Annotated in this window: 24 protein-coding genes; 6 read left to right on the forward strand and 18 right to left on the reverse strand. The window is 59.3% G+C overall.

Translation table 11 applies throughout. The annotated features are described in order from the left end of the window. Nucleotides 1-11: 11 nt before the first annotated feature. The 11 genes from ACQY4Z_RS01440 to ACQY4Z_RS01490 form a co-directional block, all read right to left on the reverse strand. Complete coding sequence (locus ACQY4Z_RS01440) at nt 12-602, reverse strand: head-tail connector protein (protein WP_428526021.1); 591 nt, start codon at nt 600-602, stop codon at nt 12-14. A 6-nt stretch (nt 603-608) separates the two neighbouring features. Next, nucleotides 609-767, reverse strand: coding sequence for a hypothetical protein (locus ACQY4Z_RS01445; RefSeq protein WP_428526023.1), 159 nt, complete (start codon nt 765-767; stop codon nt 609-611). 106 nt (nt 768-873) lie between these two features. Next, a complete protein-coding gene (locus ACQY4Z_RS01450; RefSeq protein ID WP_428526025.1) occupies nt 874-2,112 on the reverse strand; it encodes a phage major capsid protein in 1,239 nt (412 codons plus the stop codon). Nucleotides 2,113-2,126: 14 nt separating this feature from the next. Next, complete coding sequence (locus ACQY4Z_RS01455; protein ID WP_428526027.1) at nt 2,127-2,981, reverse strand: head maturation protease, ClpP-related; 855 nt, start codon at nt 2,979-2,981, stop codon at nt 2,127-2,129. Continuing rightward, nucleotides 2,968-4,254, reverse strand: coding sequence for a phage portal protein (locus tag ACQY4Z_RS01460; RefSeq protein WP_428526029.1), 1,287 nt, complete (start codon nt 4,252-4,254; stop codon nt 2,968-2,970). Before ACQY4Z_RS01460 ends, ACQY4Z_RS01455 begins: the two co-directional genes overlap by 14 nt. Continuing rightward, nucleotides 4,254-5,951, reverse strand: coding sequence for a terminase large subunit (locus ACQY4Z_RS01465; RefSeq protein WP_428526031.1), 1,698 nt, complete (start codon nt 5,949-5,951; stop codon nt 4,254-4,256). The genes ACQY4Z_RS01460 and ACQY4Z_RS01465 overlap by 1 nt, the downstream gene beginning before the upstream one ends. After that, on the reverse strand, nt 5,948-6,463 hold the full coding sequence (locus tag ACQY4Z_RS01470) for a helix-turn-helix domain-containing protein (RefSeq protein WP_428526033.1): 516 nt from the start codon (nt 6,461-6,463) through the stop codon (nt 5,948-5,950). Before ACQY4Z_RS01470 ends, ACQY4Z_RS01465 begins: the two co-directional genes overlap by 4 nt. A 165-nt stretch (nt 6,464-6,628) precedes the next feature. Next, on the reverse strand, nt 6,629-6,955 hold the full coding sequence (locus tag ACQY4Z_RS01475) for an HNH endonuclease (protein ID WP_428526035.1): 327 nt from the start codon (nt 6,953-6,955) through the stop codon (nt 6,629-6,631). Nucleotides 6,956-7,245: 290 nt separating this feature from the next. Beyond that, complete coding sequence (locus tag ACQY4Z_RS01480) at nt 7,246-7,893, reverse strand: transcription termination/antitermination NusG family protein (RefSeq protein WP_428526037.1); 648 nt, start codon at nt 7,891-7,893, stop codon at nt 7,246-7,248. Continuing rightward, on the reverse strand, nt 7,890-9,362 hold the full coding sequence (locus ACQY4Z_RS01485; RefSeq protein ID WP_428526039.1) for a helix-turn-helix domain-containing protein: 1,473 nt from the start codon (nt 9,360-9,362) through the stop codon (nt 7,890-7,892). The genes ACQY4Z_RS01480 and ACQY4Z_RS01485 overlap by 4 nt, the downstream gene beginning before the upstream one ends. Further along, entirely contained in the window at nt 9,359-9,631 is a 273-nt protein-coding gene (locus ACQY4Z_RS01490) for a hypothetical protein (protein WP_428526041.1), read from the reverse strand. Before ACQY4Z_RS01490 ends, ACQY4Z_RS01485 begins: the two co-directional genes overlap by 4 nt. A gap of 144 nt (nt 9,632-9,775) precedes the next feature. On the opposite strand from ACQY4Z_RS01490, the gene ACQY4Z_RS01495 reads away from it, so the two are divergent. Further along, nucleotides 9,776-10,108: a helix-turn-helix domain-containing protein gene (locus ACQY4Z_RS01495; protein ID WP_167578943.1), complete on the forward strand. Its 333-nt coding sequence runs from the start codon at nt 9,776-9,778 to the stop codon at nt 10,106-10,108. On the opposite strand, the gene ACQY4Z_RS01500 is transcribed toward ACQY4Z_RS01495, so the two are convergent. Next, nucleotides 10,080-10,376, reverse strand: a complete 297-nt coding sequence (locus ACQY4Z_RS01500) for a hypothetical protein (RefSeq protein ID WP_428526043.1) — start codon at nt 10,374-10,376, stop codon at nt 10,080-10,082. The genes ACQY4Z_RS01495 and ACQY4Z_RS01500 overlap by 29 nt on opposite strands. Before the next feature lie 465 nt (nt 10,377-10,841). Here ACQY4Z_RS01500 and ACQY4Z_RS01505 point away from each other — a divergent pair, with 465 nt between their 5' ends. Next, nucleotides 10,842-11,222: a hypothetical protein gene (locus ACQY4Z_RS01505; protein ID WP_428526045.1), complete on the forward strand. Its 381-nt coding sequence runs from the start codon at nt 10,842-10,844 to the stop codon at nt 11,220-11,222. Then, on the forward strand, nt 11,203-11,451 hold the full coding sequence (locus ACQY4Z_RS01510) for a hypothetical protein (protein WP_428526047.1): 249 nt from the start codon (nt 11,203-11,205) through the stop codon (nt 11,449-11,451). The genes ACQY4Z_RS01505 and ACQY4Z_RS01510 overlap by 20 nt, the downstream gene beginning before the upstream one ends. Nucleotides 11,452-11,924: 473 nt before the next feature. Here the strand turns inward: ACQY4Z_RS01510 and ACQY4Z_RS01515 are convergent, their stop codons facing one another. Then, on the reverse strand, nt 11,925-12,800 hold the full coding sequence (locus tag ACQY4Z_RS01515) for a LysR family transcriptional regulator (RefSeq protein ID WP_428526049.1): 876 nt from the start codon (nt 12,798-12,800) through the stop codon (nt 11,925-11,927). Nucleotides 12,801-12,907: 107 nt separating this feature from the next. On the opposite strand from ACQY4Z_RS01515, the gene ACQY4Z_RS01520 reads away from it, so the two are divergent. Next, on the forward strand, nt 12,908-13,756 hold the full coding sequence (locus ACQY4Z_RS01520) for an alpha/beta fold hydrolase (protein ID WP_428526051.1): 849 nt from the start codon (nt 12,908-12,910) through the stop codon (nt 13,754-13,756). 3 nt (nt 13,757-13,759) lie between these two features. Further along, the gene (locus tag ACQY4Z_RS01525; RefSeq protein ID WP_428526053.1) at nt 13,760-14,020 is read left to right on the forward strand and encodes a hypothetical protein; all 261 of its coding nucleotides are present in this window, start codon (nt 13,760-13,762) and stop codon (nt 14,018-14,020) included. Here ACQY4Z_RS01525 and ACQY4Z_RS01530 read toward each other — a convergent pair. Continuing rightward, nucleotides 14,003-14,179: a hypothetical protein gene (locus ACQY4Z_RS01530; RefSeq protein ID WP_428526055.1), complete on the reverse strand. Its 177-nt coding sequence runs from the start codon at nt 14,177-14,179 to the stop codon at nt 14,003-14,005. The genes ACQY4Z_RS01525 and ACQY4Z_RS01530 overlap by 18 nt on opposite strands. Nucleotides 14,180-14,335: 156 nt before the next feature. Here ACQY4Z_RS01530 and ACQY4Z_RS01535 point away from each other — a divergent pair, with 156 nt between their 5' ends. Continuing rightward, nucleotides 14,336-14,458 carry a hypothetical protein gene (locus ACQY4Z_RS01535; RefSeq protein ID WP_428526057.1) on the forward strand — a complete coding sequence of 41 codons (123 nt, stop codon included), beginning with the start codon at nt 14,336-14,338 and terminating at the stop codon, nt 14,456-14,458. Between the two features lie 1,135 nt (nt 14,459-15,593). Here the strand turns inward: ACQY4Z_RS01535 and ACQY4Z_RS01540 are convergent. From ACQY4Z_RS01540 to ACQY4Z_RS01555, 4 genes are all read right to left on the reverse strand, one after another. Next, nucleotides 15,594-18,122 carry a hypothetical protein gene (locus ACQY4Z_RS01540; protein ID WP_428526059.1) on the reverse strand — a complete coding sequence of 843 codons (2,529 nt, stop codon included), beginning with the start codon at nt 18,120-18,122 and terminating at the stop codon, nt 15,594-15,596. A 13-nt stretch (nt 18,123-18,135) separates the two neighbouring features. Continuing rightward, the gene (locus ACQY4Z_RS01545) at nt 18,136-18,630 is read right to left on the reverse strand and encodes a hypothetical protein (protein WP_428526061.1); all 495 of its coding nucleotides are present in this window, start codon (nt 18,628-18,630) and stop codon (nt 18,136-18,138) included. Then, the gene (locus tag ACQY4Z_RS01550; RefSeq protein ID WP_428526063.1) at nt 18,599-18,895 is read right to left on the reverse strand and encodes an SH3 domain-containing protein; all 297 of its coding nucleotides are present in this window, start codon (nt 18,893-18,895) and stop codon (nt 18,599-18,601) included. The genes ACQY4Z_RS01545 and ACQY4Z_RS01550 overlap by 32 nt, the downstream gene beginning before the upstream one ends. A gap of 102 nt (nt 18,896-18,997) precedes the next feature. Further along, nucleotides 18,998-20,749 carry a vWA domain-containing protein gene (locus ACQY4Z_RS01555; RefSeq protein WP_428526065.1) on the reverse strand — a complete coding sequence of 584 codons (1,752 nt, stop codon included), beginning with the start codon at nt 20,747-20,749 and terminating at the stop codon, nt 18,998-19,000. Between the last annotated feature and the right edge of the window lie 364 nt (nt 20,750-21,113).

Below are 21,113 nucleotides of genomic sequence, written 5' to 3' on the forward strand. Positions count from 1 at the left end.
GATTGCCGGGATCACAGTTTTCTGACCCGGTAGGGCCCGGCCAGATGCATCGCACCGAGCGGCATTTCTCCGGCTCGGGCACCTTGGGTCACGGCTTCCCGGTTTTCGTAAAGGTGCCCGACCAGCAACAAGATGGCGGACTTGAGAGCTCCAGGCACCTCCGCAGCAGATCCGAACCCGGCCCGGAATTCAACGGAGACGGCATCCGGCCGGTCGCACGTCGCGGGCCACAAGCCCTCCGGATGCCGGAGGAGATAGGCGCCGCCGGTGTCTTCAAAGACGTTGAAGCCGGTGGCCGGAAAGGTCTGTTCGGAGGCAGTTGTGTCGAGATACCGAACGACAACGGACGCCGCATCGACATCCGGAAATGGCAAGCGGACAGATCGGCCACAAGGAAACCCGTGGAACCAGGCTTTCCAGGTCTGCCACACCAGACACCGGCCGAGGATGCCGGCCCGGCCGTCGAAACTGTCGACGGCGGTGTCGATCAAACCGGCGATCAGGGCATCGTCTTCAGAAGACGAAACCCTGAGATGGCATTTCGCATCCTCAACGGTCACCGGCGTTTCCGTCGGTGCAAGGATGCGCTTCGGACGCAACACGACGGTTTAATCCGCCTTGAGCCCGAACACGGACGGATCGAGCCCCCGGGCAAGGATCTGGTCCCGCGTGTATCTCGGGGTTCGAATCGGTTGTTTCGGGCGGGCCGGTTCGGGTGGTGTGCTGGTCTCCTCATCGGAGGTGGCAGCTTGCTTGGTGTTTGCCATGGTGGTCTTCCCTCTTGGGGTTCAAACGAATGGGGAGCTCTTGCGGGTGGCATGACCGCCACCCGGCGTCTTGTTATGCTGGGTCGCCCGCTGTGCGGCCCCTCTGTCACGCGTGTTTGATGACCTTCAGCGCTTGCGGATCAATCACGCTGCCGCCAACCCGTTTGGTCGTGTAAAACAGGACGTAAGGCTTGTTGGTATAGGGGTCTCGCAAGACACGGATGCCGACCCGATCGACGATGAGATACCCTCTGCGGAAATCTCCAAACGCGATCGACAGGGCATTTGCAGCCATGTCGGGCATTCCTGCCATTTCACTGACCGGGTACCCGTGCAAGGTTGCGGGTTGCCCGGCCTGGGCACTCGGTTGCCACAAATAGTTGCCTTGCCCGTCTTTCAGATTCCGGATGGTGCCAAGACTTGTGCGGTTCATCACCCAGCGGGCATTTTGGGTATAAACCGACGGCAGCGCGTAAATGACATCAAGCAATTCATCGGATGTCACATCTGCAGAGGCTGCCGCCGGCACGGCTTCGATCGGCCCGAGGGGATTCCGGTTTGCGTTGGCCGCCCCGTCGGCAAAGGTAAGGAACCCATGGGGTTTGTTGGCACCGTCGCCGGCAATGAAGGCATTGCTTTCCTGAAAGGCAAATTCCGTTTCCACTTCCCCGGCAAGCCAGGTTTCGGCGTCGATTTCCGCATCATCGAGCAATTGTTGGGTTGCGGCCGGTTTTGCGTAAATTTCACCCGTTGCAATTGGCATCTCGGCAATGCTTGCCGTGTCCGTCTCGGGCCTTGCGGCCGTTTCACCGACCCAGCCGGAAGCGGTTCCCCGCAGGTTGAAAACCTTTCGGTATGTGGTCCCCGAAATCTGTTGCAGGCTGGCCACCTGCCGCATCGGCGAGACCTCGATCAGCTTGCCGGTAATTGTCCGGTCCCATTCAACCGGCGCAAGATATCCGCCTTCGGAATCGGTGCCCTTGTTCAGCGAGGCCTCGACATCGCCGCGCCGGAAATGGGCCTGAAAGGCTTTGGTGTAGTCCGCATCGACGGGCCCGGCGCTGCCGCCAAGGCCGCCCATCTCCAGCGCTGCCATTTGAGCATTGACCATGTCGACCGCCGCCTGCAACTCCCCGACGCTGGCGTTGATCCGCTCAAGTTTGTCTGTCGTGACCACATCTTCAAACCGTCTTGCGGTTTCCTGTTCCTTTGCTTCAAGTGTTTCCTTGAAAGCACTGAAATCCTTATTCAATGCAGTGATCAACAGGGCAATGTCGCCGCTTGCGTCGGCGCGCACGGACCAGAGCCCCCGCGCGGATACCCGCGCTGGCATCAATTGTTTCATCGGTATGATCCTTGTTAGGACGTGAGCGTTTTGCGAAGGGCGGTCAGCGCTTCGCGCACAGTGTCAGCATCGCGCGTGACAGCGGCCGGAGCATCCCGCGTCTCGGCCTTGAATTGGGATACGAAGGCTTTGGCGTCCTTCGGCGACATGTTGCATTGGGCAATCAGGGCGGCTTCCAGAACCCGGGCCGGTGGCGCGGGCTTTGGCGCGTCCGCATCGGCTGTGACAAGCCGCTGGTCCAGTTTGCCGGACGCAAGTCCGGCCTCCAGGGCCCGCTTGACGCAGAAACAGGTTCCGGCGCCGCGCCCGCGATCCATCCACCCAGACACGGTGCTGGGATCCACGCCAGAGCGCGCCGCATAGATCTCGGCCATCACCGCGTCGATATCCGTCAAGATGTCGGTTGCGTCCTGCGTGTCGAATTTGTTGCCGATCGTGACACCGGATGCATTGTGCACCATGAGCGTCGCACCATCCGCCATCAGGATCTCATCGCCGGCCATGGCAACCACCGACGCCGCCGAGCTCGCTTGCCCGATCACGTTCACGGTCACCTTCGCCCGGTGCATACGAAGCAGGTTGTAGACCGCAAGGCCGGAGAAGAAATTACCGCCGGGTGAGTTGATGTTGACCGTGACATCCCGCTGTCCGATCGCCCGGAGCGCCCGGGAAATCCTGCGTTCCGAATTGTCGGCCGATGACAGGGGGTCCAAACCGATCTGGCCATAGATCGTGATAACCGTGTCATCATCTGTCTCGGTGGCAGAGACGGCTGCATCATAGTGATCCAGGCTCTGTGCCGGTGCTTCAAATGCCATCCAGTCCGGGCGCTGAAACGCCCTGACGTCCGGCAACTCAAGAAGGCTCATGGTCTGCTTCCCTCTGTTTTCCGGGCGCCATGGGCAGATCGGCGCCCGGTGTTAGATCGCTCAACGCCCGGATTTCCTCTGGTGTCATCCAGGGCTGATGGCCACCGGACCCAAGCGCCTTGGCAAAAAACTCGGCCTGGTCCGTCATGGATCCGCGCAAAAGCCCGCCGGCATTGAACTTCGCCTCGATGGTCTCGGTCTCGGCATCGGTCAGAATGTCCCGCTCAATGGCCTGTTCCCAGGCGGTAAACCAGGGGTTCAAGCCGTATCGGACAAACATTTGTCCGAGCACATCCACCCCGGATCCCCAGGAGGTGTCGTCAACTGCCAGGAGCGGCCGCGGCACGCCGAACGGCCGGGCAACATCCTCAATCTGATGCTTGCGCGTTTCCAGATGCTGGTTGTCCCGGCCGGACTGGGCGCCGTCCTTGTAGTCCATGTCCTCTTCCAAGATCATGTCCCGATGGGCGTTGCCCGCCCCCCGCCGGTCTTCGAGACTCGCCTTCAAACGGTCATACGCTTCCGGAGACAAACGCTTTTTCATGGACAGGATACCACCGGCAATGACGCCGTTTCGGAACAGGCGCGCTGCGGCAGTCTCCGTCTGGATGGCAAGACCAATGGCTTCAGCCGCTTTGGCGACCAGGGAAATGCCCTCAATTCCGTTTTCGGACAGTCCGAACCGGAGGTGAAACACATCCTTGGCCGGGAGAACGGTTTCACCGCCTTCGGGCCGCTGGTACCGGTAGCGCAGAGACCAGTCCGGCATCTGTTCCACCTTGGTCCTTGCCGGATCAAACGGAACAAGCTGCAAGACCCTGTGTCCCCGGCGCAGGATTCGGGCATAGGCATTTCCGTGGATCAGGGCCCTTTGCTGCATGAGGCTCCGGAATTCAAAGGCCGTTTGCCAGGCGTTCGGCTTTCGATGCAGGACCCGGAAAGCGGAGTGATCCTCGGCCTTTGCTTTGGTTGCCTTGTTGCGCAGATGCAGGGGCAACATGCCGATTGCAAAACTGATGAGGGACACGCATCGAAACACCGTCGTGTTTTTCAGGGCCTTTTCGGGTGTGATCGTCACGCCGGCTTCGGTCAGGGCCCCGCCGCCCCCACGCACAAAGTCGAGAAACCGTGGATCCTCAAAGTCGTAGAAGACGGCACCATCACCGGCCATGGCTTGAAGCGGCGTTCCGGGCCTTGCATCGACATTCAAGGCGGGCGGCTCGGTCCGCGCCGGTGCGGACGTTCGACTCAAGAACCGGAAGAGAGAGGCCATCAGAGAAACAGAATCCCGCGATCTTCATAGACGGACGGTCCGCCGGCGGGATCCGGATGACGGCTCATCAGGTCGAAGGCATTGAAGGCGGCAATCAACGGATCGATTTTCATGGAGCCGGACGCCTGTTTGGTAACGTAGTCGGCGTTGCCGCGTTTTTCTGTTTTGGCGTTCCCGATGCACCAGGACATCAGGCCGCTGCCGCCGTGCACCAGAGACCCGTCATCCACCTTGCGCGCCATGCCCTTTGTCACACCGGAAAGCTTGTAGCCCTGGGGAACGCCAACCAGCATGTCTTCGGGCAGCTCCCGGGCCATCAGTTCGTCCATGATGGCGGCCACTCCGACCGGATCGAGGCCGACGGCATTTTTTTCAGGAAACAGACCCCGGCTCCAGACCTGCTCGATGATGTCCGCCACCGCAACGATGTCCTCTTCCCCGGACCGGCAAATCAGAACCTCGCCGGACTGTGCAAAGCCATGGACCATGGTTTTGATATCCTTCCGGCGGTCCAGCGCCTTTTCGTGACAACACGCCATCGTCCAGAGCATCCAGCGCTGCGCGCCGCGCTCCCGGCCAATCAGGGCGAGACCCAGAAAATCATCCAGGCCGCCGCCATCGATCCCCGCCGTCACCACTTCGGCCCGGTCAAGAAGGTCCTCAAGGCTGGCAATTTCCGGATCGGCAGCGCTGTCCCAGGCATCAGCTCCCGCCCAGCGGTCCCGGCGCAACCGGGTTCCGATCGGCACGTTCAGATGCTTGGCAAGGAAGGTCTGCTTGTCGTCGTCCCCGCCGCCCGAGACGGCCTCCTTCAACTTGGTTTCCAGCCAGCCGCGGCGCACAGACCGGCCGATATTCGGATTGGTAATGTAGAAATTATCCGGATCGAGATACGCTTCCCCCTCGATCATGGGCTCGGGAAACTCGTAGAGAACGCCCAGCTTTTCGGTGTCCGTGATCTTGCCGTCCCGGACATCTCGGAAATAGTCCAGCTTGCTTTTCCAGACGCCGGCGGACGGCTCGTCGGAATGTGTCGTCAGGTAAATCACGAAACCTTCCGGCCGGGCAATCAATCCGCCCGTAGCCTCTTGCAGCATGGCACTGGATCTCGGCTTCTTGCCAAACAGCCAGAGCTCGTCCACCAGAATGAAACCGGACTTCTTGCCCGCAGATGTGTCGCTGTCGGCCGCCACCACCTTCAACTCCGCATCCGTTGTCAGGTGCTTGATCGTGCGCTGGTGATCGCTGGTCTTGAGCACCATTTGCAGTTCGGGATCTGCCTTCACCATGGCCGAGGCGGGAATGTAGCTGTTGTTGGCCACCTCCATGGTCGGTGCCAGCAACGTCAATTCGTTGGTGTGCCGCCAGTTGCGGATCAGCGCGGTGATCATGATGCCGGCGGCAATGGTGGACTTGCTGTTCTTCTTTGCGATCAGCAGGAGAAACTCCGAAATCAGACGGCGGGCATTTCGGGCATCATAGGCGCCGAAGATCGCTCCGACGAAATCGAACACCCATTGGTCCGAACAGGCCCCGAAGGTCGGCTGGTTGGGCAGGTCCACCACGCGCAGGGACTTGAACACCTTCAGCGCCGCTTCCGCTTCTTCCGGGAAAAGCGGCGCGAACGGGATCAGCGACCGGCCTGCAACAATCCGCTGTTCCCAGTCCGGACAGGCGGTCGACCAGGTCGGCGTCACTGGAGAACCGGTCCGTCGGGCGGCGCGAAGATGCCGGTGTAGTCGCCGGCTGCCCGGCGCGCGGCTTCCTTCTTGCCAAGCTTTCCACCGGCCGCGCCGACACTTTGGGCGCCGGCGGCCAAAACGCCGGCCGCCTGCCCCCGGTTGGCAATCGCCTCGGCCGCGATCAGACGGTCATGGCGTTCCAGCCGTTTCATGTACTTGTCGATCGCCGACACGTTGCCCTTCTCCACCTCGCCCATCAGCGCGCTCAGGAGTTTGGCCTCGACCCGGCACCGGGCTTCCGCCTTGGCCTTCAGCTCCCGAAAATAATTCTTGCGCAAGGTCGGCGCGGTGATGCCGAGCGCGGCCGCGATCTTGTCGACCGGCCATTGGAATGCGCATAACTGTATGACAAGTTTGCGCTTTTCTTCCGTCGGCAGGTGCGGCGGCCGCCCGCGCTTGCCAAACCCCTCCGGGATCGGATCACCAAGCAGGTCAAAATCAAACGCCCCAAAAAAAAATCCCCCCATGAGTTCCCCCACCGGTCCGGGTGGGGAGTGGTGTCAGAGTTTTTGCCCCCCCTTTACCGATGAATTTGGCCTGCCCCCAAACGATAAGTCCGGCCCGCGCCTGACCGCTGCATCCGCCGCCTGTGCGAGAGCTGCACCGCTGTTGGCTCGGCTGCGCGCAAGGAGCTAACCGCCAGCCGTGCGGGCCTCTCGGGCCTTTCGGGCCTTCGCGGTCTTGCGGTTGTGGCAGGCGATGCACAGGCACTGGATGTTGAGCGGATCAAACTCCGCCCCGCCCGCGCTCCGTTCCACGATGTGATCGGCGATCAGCTTGTCGGCCCGCCTGGAGAAATCATTGCCGCAGGCCTCACAGCGGTAACGGCGCTGGCGCTTGATGTCGGCGGCCAAGGCGCGCCAGTCCGCTGACTGGTAGAACGGATCGGTGAGCTTCACCGGCGGCCTGATCCGGGGCGCAAGGGTTCGCGTGGTTTTCCGGATCATCTTCAGCGCCACGGCTCGTCTCCCCTACATGCCGCTCCGCAGTGCCGCACACCGCCGAGATCTTGGAACCGCGCACACAGCCTGGCCCGCTTCCACCGATCCTCCGCCAACGACCATCCGCCACCGACGCTCCGCAGCCCCCGCCAGAGCTCCGTCCCATCCCGCGTTTTTTAGAAAAATCCCATAGACCACCGCCGCGCCAACTCCGCAGATCCTGCGTCTCAGGTTGGCCATGCACTGCCCCGGTCGCTCCGTCTTTTTTTGGTGAACAGTCTCACCCGGGCCCGAGGGTTCCAGCGCGTTCAGCGTGTCCGTTTTGCTACCTCAGGCTGTATCACCGCGTCAAGGGGCGCGGTCACGGCCAGGCGCATGGCAGAGCCCGTCAGCTCGCCGGTCACGCGCTCCTTCGCCGCGTCATAGCCGGTCACGGTGAGGTCCTGCCCGCACCAGGACCCTTTCACCAGTTTCACCACCGCGCCCTCTTTCAGGCGCGCCACATCGGCCATCTGCCCGTCCGCCACCGGCCGGCCCTCAAAGGTGCCGTGCGACAGCTCCAGGATCTTGATGAGATCCCCAACCGCCACCCGGGCCACCGCCCCGGTTTTGTCAAAGGAAAGAACACCTTTCACCCCGTCACAGGCGCGGATCTGATCAACGCTCTGGCCCTTTTTGACATCCATCCCGGCAAAGAGATAGCGCGGGAACATCGGCCGGATCACGGTGTAGGTCTGCGCGGGTTTGACCTTGCGCCCGCGCCCGTGCCGGCGCTCGATCTGCTCCATCGGCAGGAAGGCCAGAAGCCCCGCGCCCAAGAGCCCGTCCCGCGCCCGGGTCTCGCATTTCGGATTGGTGTGGATAACCACCCACTCGGCCTTAGCGCGCAAGAGCAGCCGGCTCAGGAGCTCCAGATTGTGCACGATCTGCGGCTGCTTGATCCGCGGGATGCTCATTCCGCCGCCTCCCCCTTGATCCCGGTGTCCTCGATCCCGTTGTCCTGGGGCCCGTTGAGCCCCCGGTCCTGTCCCTCGCCCACGCCCTGGTCCTGGGCCCGATCGAGAGCCTGATGCTGCGCCTCAAACCGGGCGAGCGCCGCCGCCACTGCGGCGCTGAGATCCGGATACCGGTCAAAGCCCTCCGGCGGCTCCGGCAGATAGATCCAGTCCGGCAGGTCCCGGTCCGCGCCGAACCACGGCCAGCCGCGGGCCGCGTGCAGCGCCTGCCACGCCGCCCAAAGCTCCGACCCGACCCGCACCGCGCCGAACAGCCCCTCCAGCGGGGCAAGGGCCGGGTCCGCGGCGCAGCCCTTGCGCTGGCGCAGGGCCCGGGCCTGCAGCGCGCTCACCTTCGGCCAGCCATAAACGGCCCTGCGGCGCAGCCGTTCGCGCGCAGCCATCTCATCGCCGGCCGACAGCACCCCTTGCAAGTAGGCGGAGGGTTTGGGAAACCGGCCATAGGGCGGGCGCATCAGGTCGGCAAAGCGCACCGCGCTCCAGGCCTTGCCGAAGGGCGCCGCCCGGGCCCCAGCCAAAGAACATTTTACGGGACCGGTCGCGGCACCCCCGGATCCACTGCTTGCCGATCCTGTGTCCGGATCCGGCACATCCTGCCAGAGCCGTTCGGTGCAATAGGTCGACGGCGCGGGCGTGAACGAGCGGCCGGTGGCGCGCAGCAAAGCGAACCAGGCGTCCCGGCGGGCAAGCGCTGCCGCCCGGTCCGCAGCGCTCAAGGCCTGAAAGGCGCGCAAGGCCCGCTGTTTGGGCATGCCGTCCAGCCCCGGCCAGTCCCGCACCAGCTTCCAGAACTGCCGTTCGATCTGCTTCGGATCGTCAGCTGTGTCTGGACCCCCATCGGGGCCAGCGTCGGAAGCTTCTTCAAGAGACCGGGCTTGGGGCGTTCCTGGCTCAGCATTCGCGCCCTCATCCGCGCCTCGATCCACGCCCTTGTCCGTGTTCCTGGCCTCTTCCACGCGCACGCGACCCGAAAGAGGGTTCTTTACCGGTTCCTTTACAGGGTTTGTGTCCGGAACCCGGACACGGGACCGGCCCAAATCCGGACGCGGACTGCACGCAGATCCGGACACGGGATCGGTCTTGGTCCCCTGTCCGGAATCCGGACAAGGGCGCTCGGCCGCAAGGGCAACAAAATCGGCTTCAAAGCCCAGCTTGTAGCGGGTTGCCTCCTGCTGAAAGGTCTTTGGGTTGCGCCGCTGTTCCCGCCGGATCAGGCCGCGCCGTTCCAGGTCTTTAAGATGCAGGTTCAAGGTGGAGCGGCTCATTTCGCAGTCCCGCGCCAGGGTTTCCTGTTTGGGAAAACAGCCGTGGTCCGGATTGTGCCGGTCGCACAGGTGCCAAAGAACGATCTTGGCGGCCGGTTTCAAGCCGCGCTGCAGGATCGCCCAATTGGTCGCCTTGTGGCTCATGGCCGGGACCACCTTCCAAGATCAGATGGCAACCGGTGCCGCTCCAGCGGCGGCAGGGCAATGCCCTGGTCCCGGGCGGTCTTTTGCGCAATGCGCACCAGGGCGCAGGCTGCCGATAGTCTCAGGTCCGTCTGCTCGCCGCTCAACAACTTGGAGACGAGATTCGGCGGCACCCCGGCCTCCCGCGACCAGCGGTATCCGGTGAGGTCGAGCACGCTGAGCACCCGTTTGATCCATTGGCGAAAATCACGAGGCTCTGGCAGGTCCATGATCCACTCCCGGGGCCTTAAATGGTAGAAAATCACCTTTTAAGGTTAAATTCATACTCAGTTTCTATGGAAATGCTTTTTCCCGTTATTCACAAGTTCACCGAAAAAGGTGAAGATCGGGACGCGAACGACAGGACGGACACCATGCGCAGCCACACATCGGACGACATCTGGGACCGGCGCCGGCGCAACCTGAGGGCGGTCATCGCCTGGCAGGGCACGAACCCGAGCCGGATCTGCCAGGACGCCAACTTGAGCGTCAACACGCTGAACAAGTTCCTGCGCGGCGACACCCGCACCATGCGCTGGGAAAGCCTGGAGCGGATTTGTGCCGCGCTGGAGATTTCCAACACGGCGGTGCTCGACAGCCAGAACCCCTGGTCTGAAAACCGCAAGCAGCTCCATGCCCTGGTGGAGGCGATGAGCGAGGACGAAGCCAGGGACGCGCTCAACCGTCTTTTGTCCCGGCGGGCCTGAGCCGGCCCGCGTCCGCCAGATGCGGGCCCGATCCCCCCACATCCGGCGCTCCCAAGTCTGTTACCCCCAAGTCCGGTGCCCCCAAACCCGGATTTTTCGGGCCGAACTGATCGGGATCCGCCGGCAGCTCTGCCTGCAGGTCCACCTGAAGCTGCCCCTGAAGCTCGGCAAGAAACGCGGCCGCTTCCGCCTCGTCCAGTTGATCTATCAGCGCCCAAAGCCGGGCTTTGACATCCCGGCCGACCCGCCCCGCAAGCTCTTGCCCCATTGTCCCCACTCCCCCTCATCCCGATCTCCCAAATCCCACCCTCGCAAGTTCCATTCTCTCAGATCCCCGGTTCACACCCTTTTGGCACCACCACTCTCAAGCACATCTTTTGAGTGTAGCGCCCCACTCTCAACGAAACCGGCACGGCGCCCCCCCGAAAAGAAACGGGACGGATCAGAGAAAGCACAACAATTCAATATCTTGAAGACATTTATGTCGGTAAAAACCGTCGCCACACCCTCCGAATTCCCCGGCCATCTCAATCACCCCTATTGACTAATTTAACCTTTTAGTATGATTTTATACCTGTTTTTGCAACCTTAACGTGCTCATCCAAACAGGAGAGACGTGATGAAACCCGGATCACGCCCAAAAGGACCGCTCCCCAAAGCATCGCTCCCGAGAGGCTCGCGTCCCGTCACCTGCGACCGGTCGGTGGCCAGCCCCTACCGGGCGGAAGGGCCATTGGTGTTCAAGACCGCCAGCCGGGTTCAGGGCTACAAGGCGCGGATTCGCGTGCCGTCCTATCTGATGTGTGCGGTGAACGAAGGCCTGGAGGACCCGGACCGCGCCGCCCGGCTGATCGCCGAGGCCTTGAACGCGCACGCGCTGTTGCGCGCAACCGGCACCACGCAATCAAAGACGGCAGTGCGCTACTGGCTGGAGGCCTATCTCGCCTCTGTCTCCATCCCGCACACCGATCCCGATCTTTGGCTCGACCAGTACCGGGAGGCCCGCGAGCGCGCCGCAGCGCTGCTCGCCAGACACGGGCTCATTACCCTGATCCTGGAAACCAGCCGCCTCCTTGCCGAGAACGGACCCCGCCATGGGCACGCCCCGGACTAAAGCATCAGCATTGCCATCAGCGGCGCCATCGACGGCGGCATCAGCAGCGTCCGGCCGGCCCATCGACACCGCCCGGCTGAAGTCCGCCCTGAAGGTGGCGGCCCTCCTGGTTCAGAAACTCGGCGATGATTACCTGCCGTTTTTCATGCGGCTGGAAACCGAACTCGCGCAGCATGAAGCCAAGGAAGCCGCCCGCGCGCGGGTGCAAAAGGTGCTGGAAGACGGGTGAGGGTCGGCAAAGAGCACGGCCCATGGTCACGGCCCGTTTTCAAGACACACGCCCGCGCAATTGGCAAGAAAAGCCCCGGCACCCCTCTGATGTCATCCCCGACTTGATCGGGGATCCATGCGTTTCCAGAGCTGCGATAAAGGCCACCCGTCCAGACATCCGGCGACGCCAGTTTGCCATTTATCCTGCGCCTTCAAAACCGAGCCCGCGCAGCTTGAACCCAATGAAAACGCCTGCCTGCGGGTGCAAAAAAATGCTGGAAGACGAAGCCACCTTGAGACGTTGAGCTATGCAAGAGCAACAGGCGGAATGGGCGGGGAGCAGACGTTCGCTGCGCTCTGCACAGAAGTCCGGACTGCGGACAAAACGGTCATCGAATATTGCAACGCGGGCGGTCACGCTCGGGAGCAATGATGCCGTGGCACTTTTCATCGCCTCTGACTGGCCGAACGGGGCGAATCCGCCTATGGCGGCTATGCGGCGCGGAGGCTGCGATGCGCCTCGCTTTGCGCAACCACCGCCTCCGCCAGCGCCCGTGCCGCCTCTGATCGTGATTTCGAACCAATGCGGACAATATAACTGATGCTGGGCGGTGGGGCGCCGAAATGCGTGTCGACCACCTCCATCTCCGGCGAGATGAAGCGCCCGTTCAGAAGCGCTACGCCCAGCCCCGCGCGCACGCCGGAGACGATCCCCGCCGAGCTGGCGCATGTCAAAACCGTCGCGAGATCGCCCTTGAAGGAGCGCGCCGGCTCCATCGCCCATTGTCGGTAGAAACAGGCCTCATCATAGGCGAGAAACGGGATCGGGCGCGCCGCATCAAGGGTCAGGTCGGGGGATTTGACCCAGTGCAGGCTGTCCTCGGCCAGGATCAGGTCGGTGTCCCGCACCCGATGGTTGAAGACCTGGAGAGTGGCCAGGTCGACGTCGCCCCGCTCCAGCTCCGCCTCCAGCGTAAGGCTCTGGGCGACATGGGTGCGGACGGTGACCTCCGGATGCAGCCGCGCAAAGCGCCCAAGAATGCGGGACAGATCGCTGGTCGTGGTGTCCTCGGTCATGCCGAGCCGCAGGGCGCCTTTCAGTGGTCTGCTTGCGAGGCTCAGCACCGCCTCGTCATGCAGCGCAAGAATGCGCCGCGCATAGCCGAGCAGCTTAAGACCATCCTCGGTGAAGACCGGCCCGCCCGACCGGCGCGCCAGCAGCGTGCGCCCGAGCCGGTCTTCGAGACGCTTGATCTTGTGCGACACCGCCGATTGCGACAGCGCGAGGCGCTCCGCCGCGCGGGTCACGCCGCCGGTATCCTCTATCGCACAGAGCGCCTGTAGCGCATCGATATCCATCTTCTGCATGGCCACAGGCATACATGACAATTCTCGATGATTCAATGAGAATCATTCATTTGCTTCATGGATGATAATCGCGGAGAACGCTCCCGAACAGGGGACAGGAGATCGTCATGCAGCAAATCGTCACCGATCACACGCTGATCGGAAACAACCGCATCGCCCATGGGGTTCACGGGGAAGGAGCGCCGGTCGTTCTGATCCACGGCACGCCGTCCTCGTCCCTTATCTGGCGAAACGTCATGCCGCCGCTGGTGGACGCCGGTTTCAAGGTCCACGTCTACGACCTGCTCGGCTATGGGCTGTCCGAGCGTCCATTGGACCCCGAGGTCGATACCTCGGTGACGGGACAAGTTCCCGTACTTGAAGGGCTGATGGCGCATTGGCGGCTGGAGAGAGCCCACATCATCGCCCACGATATCGGCGGCGGGGTTGCGCAGCGCCTTGGCGTCTTCTCGCCGGAACGGCTGCGTTCGCTGACCATGATCGACGTCGTCAGCTTCGACAGCTGGCCCTCGCGGCGCACGCATGAACAGATGCAGGCGGGGTTGGAGGCACTGATCAAGGCGCCGAACGACCGGCACCGTGCGCATTTCCGCGACTGGTTGTTCTCGACCGTCGAAGATAAGGACCGGCTGGCCGAATCCGCGCTTGGCGCCTACCTCGATTTCATCTCCGGCCCCGTTGGGCAGGGCAGCCTGTTTCAGCATCAGGTCCGGCATTACGACCCGAAGCACACCATGGAGATAGCGGATCGCTATGCCGAGCTTGGCGAGAAACCGGTGCAACTGATCTGGGGCGCGGATGACGCCTGGCAGGTTGTCGATTGGGCACACAAGCTCCATGCAGCCATCCCCGGCTCGGAACTGCACGTGCTGGAGCGCTGCGGGCATTTCGCGATGGAAGACCAGCCCGAAACGGTCTCCGCGCTGTTAATCGATTTCCTCAAGCGGAGGGTGTGAGCCATGCCCGATACGACAATGCCGGCGACGGCGCATAACCGGCGGCTGACCAAGGCGTGCGAAGTCGCCGGCTCGATCACCGCCATGGCCTACGCCCTGCTGATCGCGTCAAACACCGGCAATGAGGCGCTCGGGTTCACGTTGCTGCTGATCTCATCGAGCCTGTTCGCGGCGTGGGCGGTTGTCGACCGGCGCTGGACCTTCCTCGTGTTGCAAGGGTTCTACGCCTCGTCGGCGATCATTGGGCTAATACGCTGGGGATAGTTGGCGCATGATTGTCGCCTTCGCGTTCGCATCTTCCATCGAAGAGGTCACGATCATGCCGAGACCATGACGGTGGCGGTAGACACGAACGCGACCGTAGCTGACCTGCTCGCCAACGTCTGCATCGGGCTCGGAACCTACCTTTGTTGCATTCGGCACCAATGTCCGCTTTGGGCCGAAAGTGCCAATTGATGACGGCAGAGCACACGGCCCTTGTACCATTAGTCGGCACACCGCAAACTGGACCGCAGTATTCGACGCTCCGCCCCCATCGACACCGCACGGCTGAAGTCCGCCCTGAAGGTGGCGGCCCTCTTGGTTCAGAAACTCGGCGATGATTACCTGCCGTTTTTCATGCGCCTGGAAACCGAGCTCGCACAGCATGAAGCCAAGGAAGCCGCCCGCGCACGGGTAAAAAAGGTATTGGAAGACGGGTGACAGTTCGGCAGAGATCACGGCCCGTTTTCGCACCACACGACCGCGCATTCAGGCAAGAAAAGCCGCGGCCACCCCGTCTGATGTCATCCCCGACGTGATCGGGGATCCATTCATTTCCAGAGCTTAGACAAAGACCGATCACGCCGCCCAACAGAAGTATCAAACCCCAAACCGCAAAGACCGGTCAGGAACCCTGTGATCCCACAACACCCATCGCCGCACGTCGGGGCATCACCGGGACCGGCACCCGCCTCAGACCGTAGCACACGTCCCCTCCCGTCGAAGTTGGAAAGCCAAGCCCCGGCCTCCCCCACTGATGTCATCCCCGACTTGATCGGGGATCCATTCATTTCCAGAGCTGCAAGAAAGGCTCCGCCCCTCCGGATATTCGGCGCCGATGACCTGCCTTTCGTCCTGCACCTTGAAAACCGAGCGCGCAGCTGGAGATCAGGTAAACCGGCAGCAAGGGGGCAAAAGGTACTGGAAGACGGGTGAGGATCGGCTAGGCCAGAAGCGCGGACGCGGCTCAAGAACGCCCCTGCTTAGGGCGTTGATGCGTGGCAGGGCAATGGCCAGAATGGGCGGGAAGCGGACGTTCGTTGCAGGTGCAAAAAAGTTCTATCGAGCGGATTGGACGCGGTCGTTCGCTTCATTTCTGGTCCCGCATTTTCAATGTGTGGTTGATCGAAGCAATCTGACATTGCTGCGCACCGCACTCAATCAGGCAATTCCAGCACTCTGACTTGCATGACGCATAACAAAAACAGCGGGCAACGGGCGTTTCACCGTCCGATACAGTACTGGCCACCGCCACCGCAACTATTGCCGCTCCCGCCTTTGCCGATGACGTGTTGGTCGGACGCAGTGACCTGCTCAAATCTGGCACGAATTGCGACTGGTCGACAAAGGCACGGTTTCCGGGCTCACCTGTTCTTATGGGAGCAGCTTTTGCGGAGCTTCCCCCATCGAACGCATTAAACTCCCCTACAGGACTTCCGGCATCGTCACAAAGGCGCTTTTCGCTCGTTTGTTACACTATGCTTTGAAAGAGCAACACTGCATTGCCGAAGCTCACCCGAAAGCGGCCGCGATTGGTCATCGCAGAATGGTCAACTGTCGACCCAAAGCCGAAACCTTAGTTTCCTCCAATACGCTGACTTCCACCACCGAAGGTGTTGCCGCCTCCGATACCGATGGATTGATCTGGCTGAAAGTCATTCAACATCGGTGGTTCAAATGTAGGACCGTCATCGATTGTCGGAGCAGCGGGTAAGCCGCCATTGCCAATATTTTGACCACCACCATCAAAACTCAGTCCGAAGTTGGTTATGTCACGCAATTGTTGCCCGAGGTCGGTCTCTGTCTCAATGAGATCGCCTTCTGAGGTTGTTGCTGCGTCTCGCTTCTTGCCGGGGAGTAAGCTGCCCATTGCGCCGCCGATCGTGGCGAAGTAGTTAAATGCGATAACGCGGTCATTCTCGTCCCGCACAAGATCACCTGCGAAACCGTTGGCACACATGTGGATCGAGATGTTTTCGTTGGTGGATAGGTCAACATATTCGCCAGTACTGACGTCAAAAAACTCAAAGTTTTGATCAAGCCCCTGCCGTTTGAGTGCATCAGGATCCTGACTCTCGTAGATGTAAATGCCAGAGCAAGAACTTTGAAATGACTGAAAAAACTCAGCCGTGGGAGGATATATTGCCACTTCGTCGCCGACTTTGCATTTGCCACCGCCAGCGTCGAACGGTTGCTCGATCGGCTGAACCAACTCAAGATCTTCAAGCCGGGCATCAAGGACGCTGCTCATACCGTTCAGTGCGGCGTCGGCAAGTTCGGTTGCCTGTGTGAGATCGTTTTCCAATGCCGCGAACAATTGTTCAGGGTCTTTGCCTGTCTCTTCAATCAGGCTTTTGAATTCTTGAGGTTTGAAACCGCTGCTTGACTGTTTGCGTGCGGGCAAAGGCAAGCCTTCATTTTTGTCATCCGTTTCAGAAAGCAGGGCGTCAATGTTCTCATCCGTCATTTCAAAGGCTTCTTCGTAGACCCGTTTGCGAATGTCCGCCTCCCAGGCGTCCAGCAGTTTTTCCTGCTCCTGCGGCGTTTCGGCATCAAAAGCGGCTTCCAACTGCCGCACTCCTTGCCAGTCTTTCGGCTCATTCATGCCGACATCGCCTCTCTCAATCGCTCCACCCGGCGCTTCATCCAAAAGGTCTTTGACCTCCTGGCTGCGCGCTGCCGCAGCCTTTTTGCGATCGTCCGCACTGTTGGCTTCAAGGTATCGGTTCAGGTTTTCAAACTCTTCGGCCAACCACGCCTCCCGTCGAAAAGATTCATAGAGCGGGTGGCGGTTTTGCGGGTTCTTTTCATCTAGGAATTTCAGGATATTCGGATTTTCTTTTATCCTTGATTGCACCCTTTTGTGCATCGATCTTCGTACGCGGTAATAGAGTTCTTTATAGGTTTCCTCCCAGCCATGAATACCAGAAAGGCGTTTTATGCTTTCATGCAGCATGGAACCCTCAGGGAACCGTTTCAGCATTGTATCGGTGCTCCATGTCACACGATCAATTTTCTTCGGATGTCCAGGGGTACCGTACTTGTATTCCTGTCTGGCCAGCTCCCGCAAAAGCCTGAGAATGTTTTTTTGCAGTCCAACCGGTAGTTTTGCCATTCGGTCGGCAATGTCTGACCCTGAAGTGCCTTCTCTGCCTGACATGGGCGTTTCAAGTGAACTGAGCCCCTTCAAAATCTCCTCGTTTGGTATCCGGCCGAACCTGTTGGCTTCAAACTCGAATGCCCTGCTGGCAGAATCGTCATCGTAAAGCCGGCGAGCCAGCTCACGACCTTTTTGATAGTAATCGATCGGACAGTAATCACCGCTGGTCTCGCATGCAGCACTGAAAGTGATCTGTGACACACCGTACGTTGCAAGCACTTCTCGAGCTTCAGCGAAGAATTTTTTCAGGGCATCGCGATCCTTGTCAATCTTGTTGAACAAGTGTCGCATATCGCTTTGATAGTAATTGAAGAACTCTGACCGGGCCTTCAAGAACTCAATTTTGATACGGTCTTCTTCCTCGAGCATAAAATAGTCGTCGAGGCTGACATCGGGAGCGGCAGCCGGGCCAATTCCCAAGGCTGTTTTCAGTTGACCGGATGTGCTTTGCATTCGCTCTCTCCAGTCTTTTGCCATCTGGTCGTAGAAAGCAAGGAGCTCTTTCTCCGAGCGCTCGATCTGATCTTTTAGTGTGAGTGCCTTGCGCCCGCGTCTTTGCCAGACGCGATCAAAAAGGGGATGATCGCACGCATTTGCAGCAGCAATCAGTTCCTTGTCCATTGTGTCCAAGGCGCTGTATTCATAATAGAGCTTCCAGCCGACATAGCGAGACAACCGCTTGTTCAATCTCTCGAAGATGGTGTGCCGGCTATCCAGAAAGTGCATCAGTGTCATGTCAGTGTCGGTCAAATAGTCCCACCAGCTATGGTCGCGCACTTCTGTTTTTGCGTCGGCAAGACGTTTTTCAAATCTTTTGATGCTCCAGGACAGTTCTCCTGCCGCGTAAGATGGCTCCACTTCATACTGCGCACGTGCGTCAAGTGCCGGGCCGAACATCATTGAAAAGCCCATGCCAATGGAAACCAGGGATTTGAAAAACGTCATTGTCTTTTCACCCTCACTTTTGTCGAAGCATCTGGCCGTCGAAATATTCGTAAATTGCGACGGAATTGGTATCTGCACTGTAGAGCCGGAACAACGGGCCTTGATCACCGTTATGGTCAACAATCTCTATCGTTTCGAAGTCAGGTTCCAGAGGACCAATGACATCCACGCCAACATCGGACAGTGTGACCGCCATGAGCTGAAGTCCCTGACTGGCACCGCCCTGCCAAACCTGAAAGACATGAACGTCTTCCGAGCCCTCGATGCCGGGAACCTTGAGTTTGCGAAGTTCTTCAACCCGCGTCATGTGGGCGAACCGGCTGAGTTCCACGCCATTGATCTTGACATAGGGGGCCTGGAACTCTGCGTATTCAGCATTGTTTTCAATCAAGGTGCCGTCGCTCCATTGAAGCGTATAGTCATGGGCAAGGAGCAGCGCTGGCGTCCCCATGAGCATTACTGGCGCAAGTAGCAGACTAGCCAGCGATAATCTTGATCCAGTTCTCATGAACCCATCCTTTCTTGCCCGGCTTGTCGAGGGGGCGATCTATCGAAACCGGACTGCAAGTGATGGCGTCGGAGCCATAGGCGACGCCGATCCAGTGGCCCTTCTGTTCAAACATCCAGACACGGTCGCCGTTAAAGATCTCGTCGATTTTCTCATAGTCTGTGCCCGGACCTGAACGAACGGCGAGGAAGCCGTCGCCTCCTGTTTTCAAATTGGTAACTTCACCCAAAGCGCACGTATCCAGACCACCGGAAGCGCGCTCCATGATTGGAACCTTCAATTCGGTAGCCAAAGATCCTGTGCTTGCGAAGACCAGGACGCCAGACAGCAGTGTTCTACTGAATAAAGGTCTCATCAACGCACCCAATCATTGGACTTCAATAGTGATGTTCGGCTTTTCGCCAAGGATCAGTTCAAAAACTTCCAGGGGGGCGTCATTGCCGATTTGCAATTTATGCCGGCCGGGTTTGGCAATTCCGGTTCCCTTCGGATTTCCCCAGGCAAAACCTGTTTTAACAAATCCTGATTTGTCTTCGCGTTCTGACAACAAGGTTACCCCTTTGACAGCTCCGCCATCTTGTCTCGTGACGTTGTAGGTGAACAAAACAGCATCCATTACGAACGGACCCGTCACCTGATCCCCAGGCTTGACTTCGATTGGAAACCGTTTTTCAACGCGCCCCAAAGTGCTGCCCATCACAACCTCAAGATCATACCTGCCGGGCTTTACAGTTTTTTCGTTCCCGTAGTTTCCGATGAGAACCTTGTTTCCAGAGCCTTCCGGGAACAGCGTCAGAAAACCGAAATTTACCTCCTGCTTTGCACCCGCATTGAGAAAGACCTTCGGTGCGACAGTCCCGCTGCGCAGGTCGAAGGTATGTTCGACCTGTTCGCCAGCGGCCAGCTCGATTTCGGTCGAATCCGTGACATTGCCCCCTACGCTAACCGTGACCTTGTATCTGCCTGCATTGAGCCATGTTTCGGCCGGTGCGCCCTGGTTGTTGAAAGCTGAGGCAATTTCACTGCCGACTTCGCCGTTCACCACCGGGTAAAACTTGTAGAGAGCTGTTTCTGCGACTTGTTTGTCGTCCTCGCTAACAAGAGCAAATGTTGTGATGCTGCCTGCGTTCAGGTTGAGCGCGCCGATCTGCTGACCGTCTTCACCAATTTCAATTTTACCCTTTGCTACGGCCGTGGAATTGAACAAGCGCGCGGTGACGTCGTATGAGCCGGAAGCAAATTGGTGTGTGTCCTCAGGATAGATGACGCCGAGGCCCGCGTGATGCTGAATGCCGTCTTTGAGTACATTCCAGTTCACGTCCAGGGGCTTTAGTCTGTCGCAGGTCTCGCACAGTTTTCCATAGAGCAGCGTTGAGGGGTCCTCTTGTGTTGGAACGGGCGAACTGTCATTGCCCTGGCCCGCACTGGTATTGCCCGCGCCATCGTCAGTGACGACGGCGACCGTATTCGTGATCGCTTCCTTCAACTCTTGGGCATTATTGGCTCGGAAGAACTGGCCGCCTGTGGACGTCGCAATGCATTGCAACTGCTCGAATTCCACATCGTTCACATCAAATCCGATCACGTGAGCCCTAAAGTTCACATTGAGTTGTTTGATGACCTGGACTTCCTGACAAGGGTTTCTTTGGCAAGTTTCCAATCCATCCGACACGAGTACGATGTCGACTTTTTTGCCCGTAAACGCACCCGTCGAAACGGCCGCCAAACCAAGGGAAGCCGCAATTGGCGTTTTTCCGCGAGGGCTGACACTTTGCACTTTCTGGATGAAAGTCTGACGGTCTCCAAAACCTGGTGTCGAGATGATCTCAATGTCGTTGCAATCATCCTTGCGGCGATGCCCATACATCATCAAACCCATGGGCGTTGAGAAATCCCAATCCCGGATCAAGTCCGTCATCGTGGTTTTGGCGATCGATATTTTCGCCTCGCCGTCAATCTGTCCCCACATGGAATTGGACCCATCCAGAACCATCATGACAGTTCGTTTTTCCGGGTCACTTGCCAATTCTTGTGCATTCAGCGGCCCAGGGAGCGCTGAAAGACCGAAAGAACACAGGGTTGCAAGAAGCAATCTTTTCAGGGGGGGCGAAAGACTCACTGGTCGACTCCGAAACAAATGAAATTGAGTTGGAGAATGGTCGAGCGAAGAAATACCCGTCTCCAATCTCGTTTTTTTTGATCCACCGCCAATACTGAGGAATGAAAAACGGTTGCCGACAATAGGCACGCACGCTGTTGAGAAGTTGTGATCATACTTTGTCCAAAATGTACTTTTGAAAAGACGGGCTATAAAACATTGATATCTTCAGTATGCGGTTTGGCTTCGAGACCCTGATAGAACAATAACGATCGATAATTGGAAAGAGTTTGCTTGAAGATTTTTGGAAACGAACGATAATTTCCGGAAATTTCCAATTCTTGCTTGATGTGTAACGCACAGTTTTCCCGCTTATGAAAAACCC

It is taken from the genome of Roseibium sp. (assembly GCF_965276855.1).
Taxonomy (GTDB): Bacteria; Pseudomonadota; Alphaproteobacteria; order Rhizobiales; family Stappiaceae; genus Roseibium.

Excerpts from the sequence above, each read along its gene's own strand:
- ACQY4Z_RS01445 (WP_428526023.1), bottom strand. The coding sequence starts at position 767 with ATGGCAAACACCAAGCAAGCTGCCACCTCCGATGAGGAGACCAGCACA.
- ACQY4Z_RS01450 (WP_428526025.1), bottom strand. The coding sequence starts at position 2,112 with ATGAAACAATTGATGCCAGCGCGGGTATCCGCGCGGGGGCTCTGGTCC.
- ACQY4Z_RS01455 (WP_428526027.1), bottom strand. The coding sequence starts at position 2,981 with ATGAGCCTTCTTGAGTTGCCGGACGTCAGGGCGTTTCAGCGCCCGGAC.
- ACQY4Z_RS01460 (WP_428526029.1), bottom strand. The coding sequence starts at position 4,254 with ATGGCCTCTCTCTTCCGGTTCTTGAGTCGAACGTCCGCACCGGCGCGG.
- ACQY4Z_RS01470 (WP_428526033.1), bottom strand. The coding sequence starts at position 6,463 with ATGGGGGGATTTTTTTTTGGGGCGTTTGATTTTGACCTGCTTGGTGAT.
- ACQY4Z_RS01480 (WP_428526037.1), bottom strand. The coding sequence starts at position 7,893 with ATGAGCATCCCGCGGATCAAGCAGCCGCAGATCGTGCACAATCTGGAG.
- ACQY4Z_RS01485 (WP_428526039.1), bottom strand. The coding sequence starts at position 9,362 with ATGAGCCACAAGGCGACCAATTGGGCGATCCTGCAGCGCGGCTTGAAA.
- ACQY4Z_RS01490 (WP_428526041.1), bottom strand. The coding sequence starts at position 9,631 with ATGGACCTGCCAGAGCCTCGTGATTTTCGCCAATGGATCAAACGGGTG.
- ACQY4Z_RS01495 (WP_167578943.1), top strand. The coding sequence starts at position 9,776 with ATGCGCAGCCACACATCGGACGACATCTGGGACCGGCGCCGGCGCAAC.
- ACQY4Z_RS01500 (WP_428526043.1), bottom strand. The coding sequence starts at position 10,376 with ATGGGGCAAGAGCTTGCGGGGCGGGTCGGCCGGGATGTCAAAGCCCGG.
- ACQY4Z_RS01510 (WP_428526047.1), top strand. The coding sequence starts at position 11,203 with ATGGGCACGCCCCGGACTAAAGCATCAGCATTGCCATCAGCGGCGCCA.
- ACQY4Z_RS01515 (WP_428526049.1), bottom strand. The coding sequence starts at position 12,800 with ATGCAGAAGATGGATATCGATGCGCTACAGGCGCTCTGTGCGATAGAG.
- ACQY4Z_RS01520 (WP_428526051.1), top strand. The coding sequence starts at position 12,908 with ATGCAGCAAATCGTCACCGATCACACGCTGATCGGAAACAACCGCATC.
- ACQY4Z_RS01525 (WP_428526053.1), top strand. The coding sequence starts at position 13,760 with ATGCCCGATACGACAATGCCGGCGACGGCGCATAACCGGCGGCTGACC.
- ACQY4Z_RS01540 (WP_428526059.1), bottom strand. The coding sequence starts at position 18,122 with ATGACGTTTTTCAAATCCCTGGTTTCCATTGGCATGGGCTTTTCAATG.
- ACQY4Z_RS01545 (WP_428526061.1), bottom strand. The coding sequence starts at position 18,630 with ATGAGAACTGGATCAAGATTATCGCTGGCTAGTCTGCTACTTGCGCCA.
- ACQY4Z_RS01550 (WP_428526063.1), bottom strand. The coding sequence starts at position 18,895 with ATGGAGCGCGCTTCCGGTGGTCTGGATACGTGCGCTTTGGGTGAAGTT.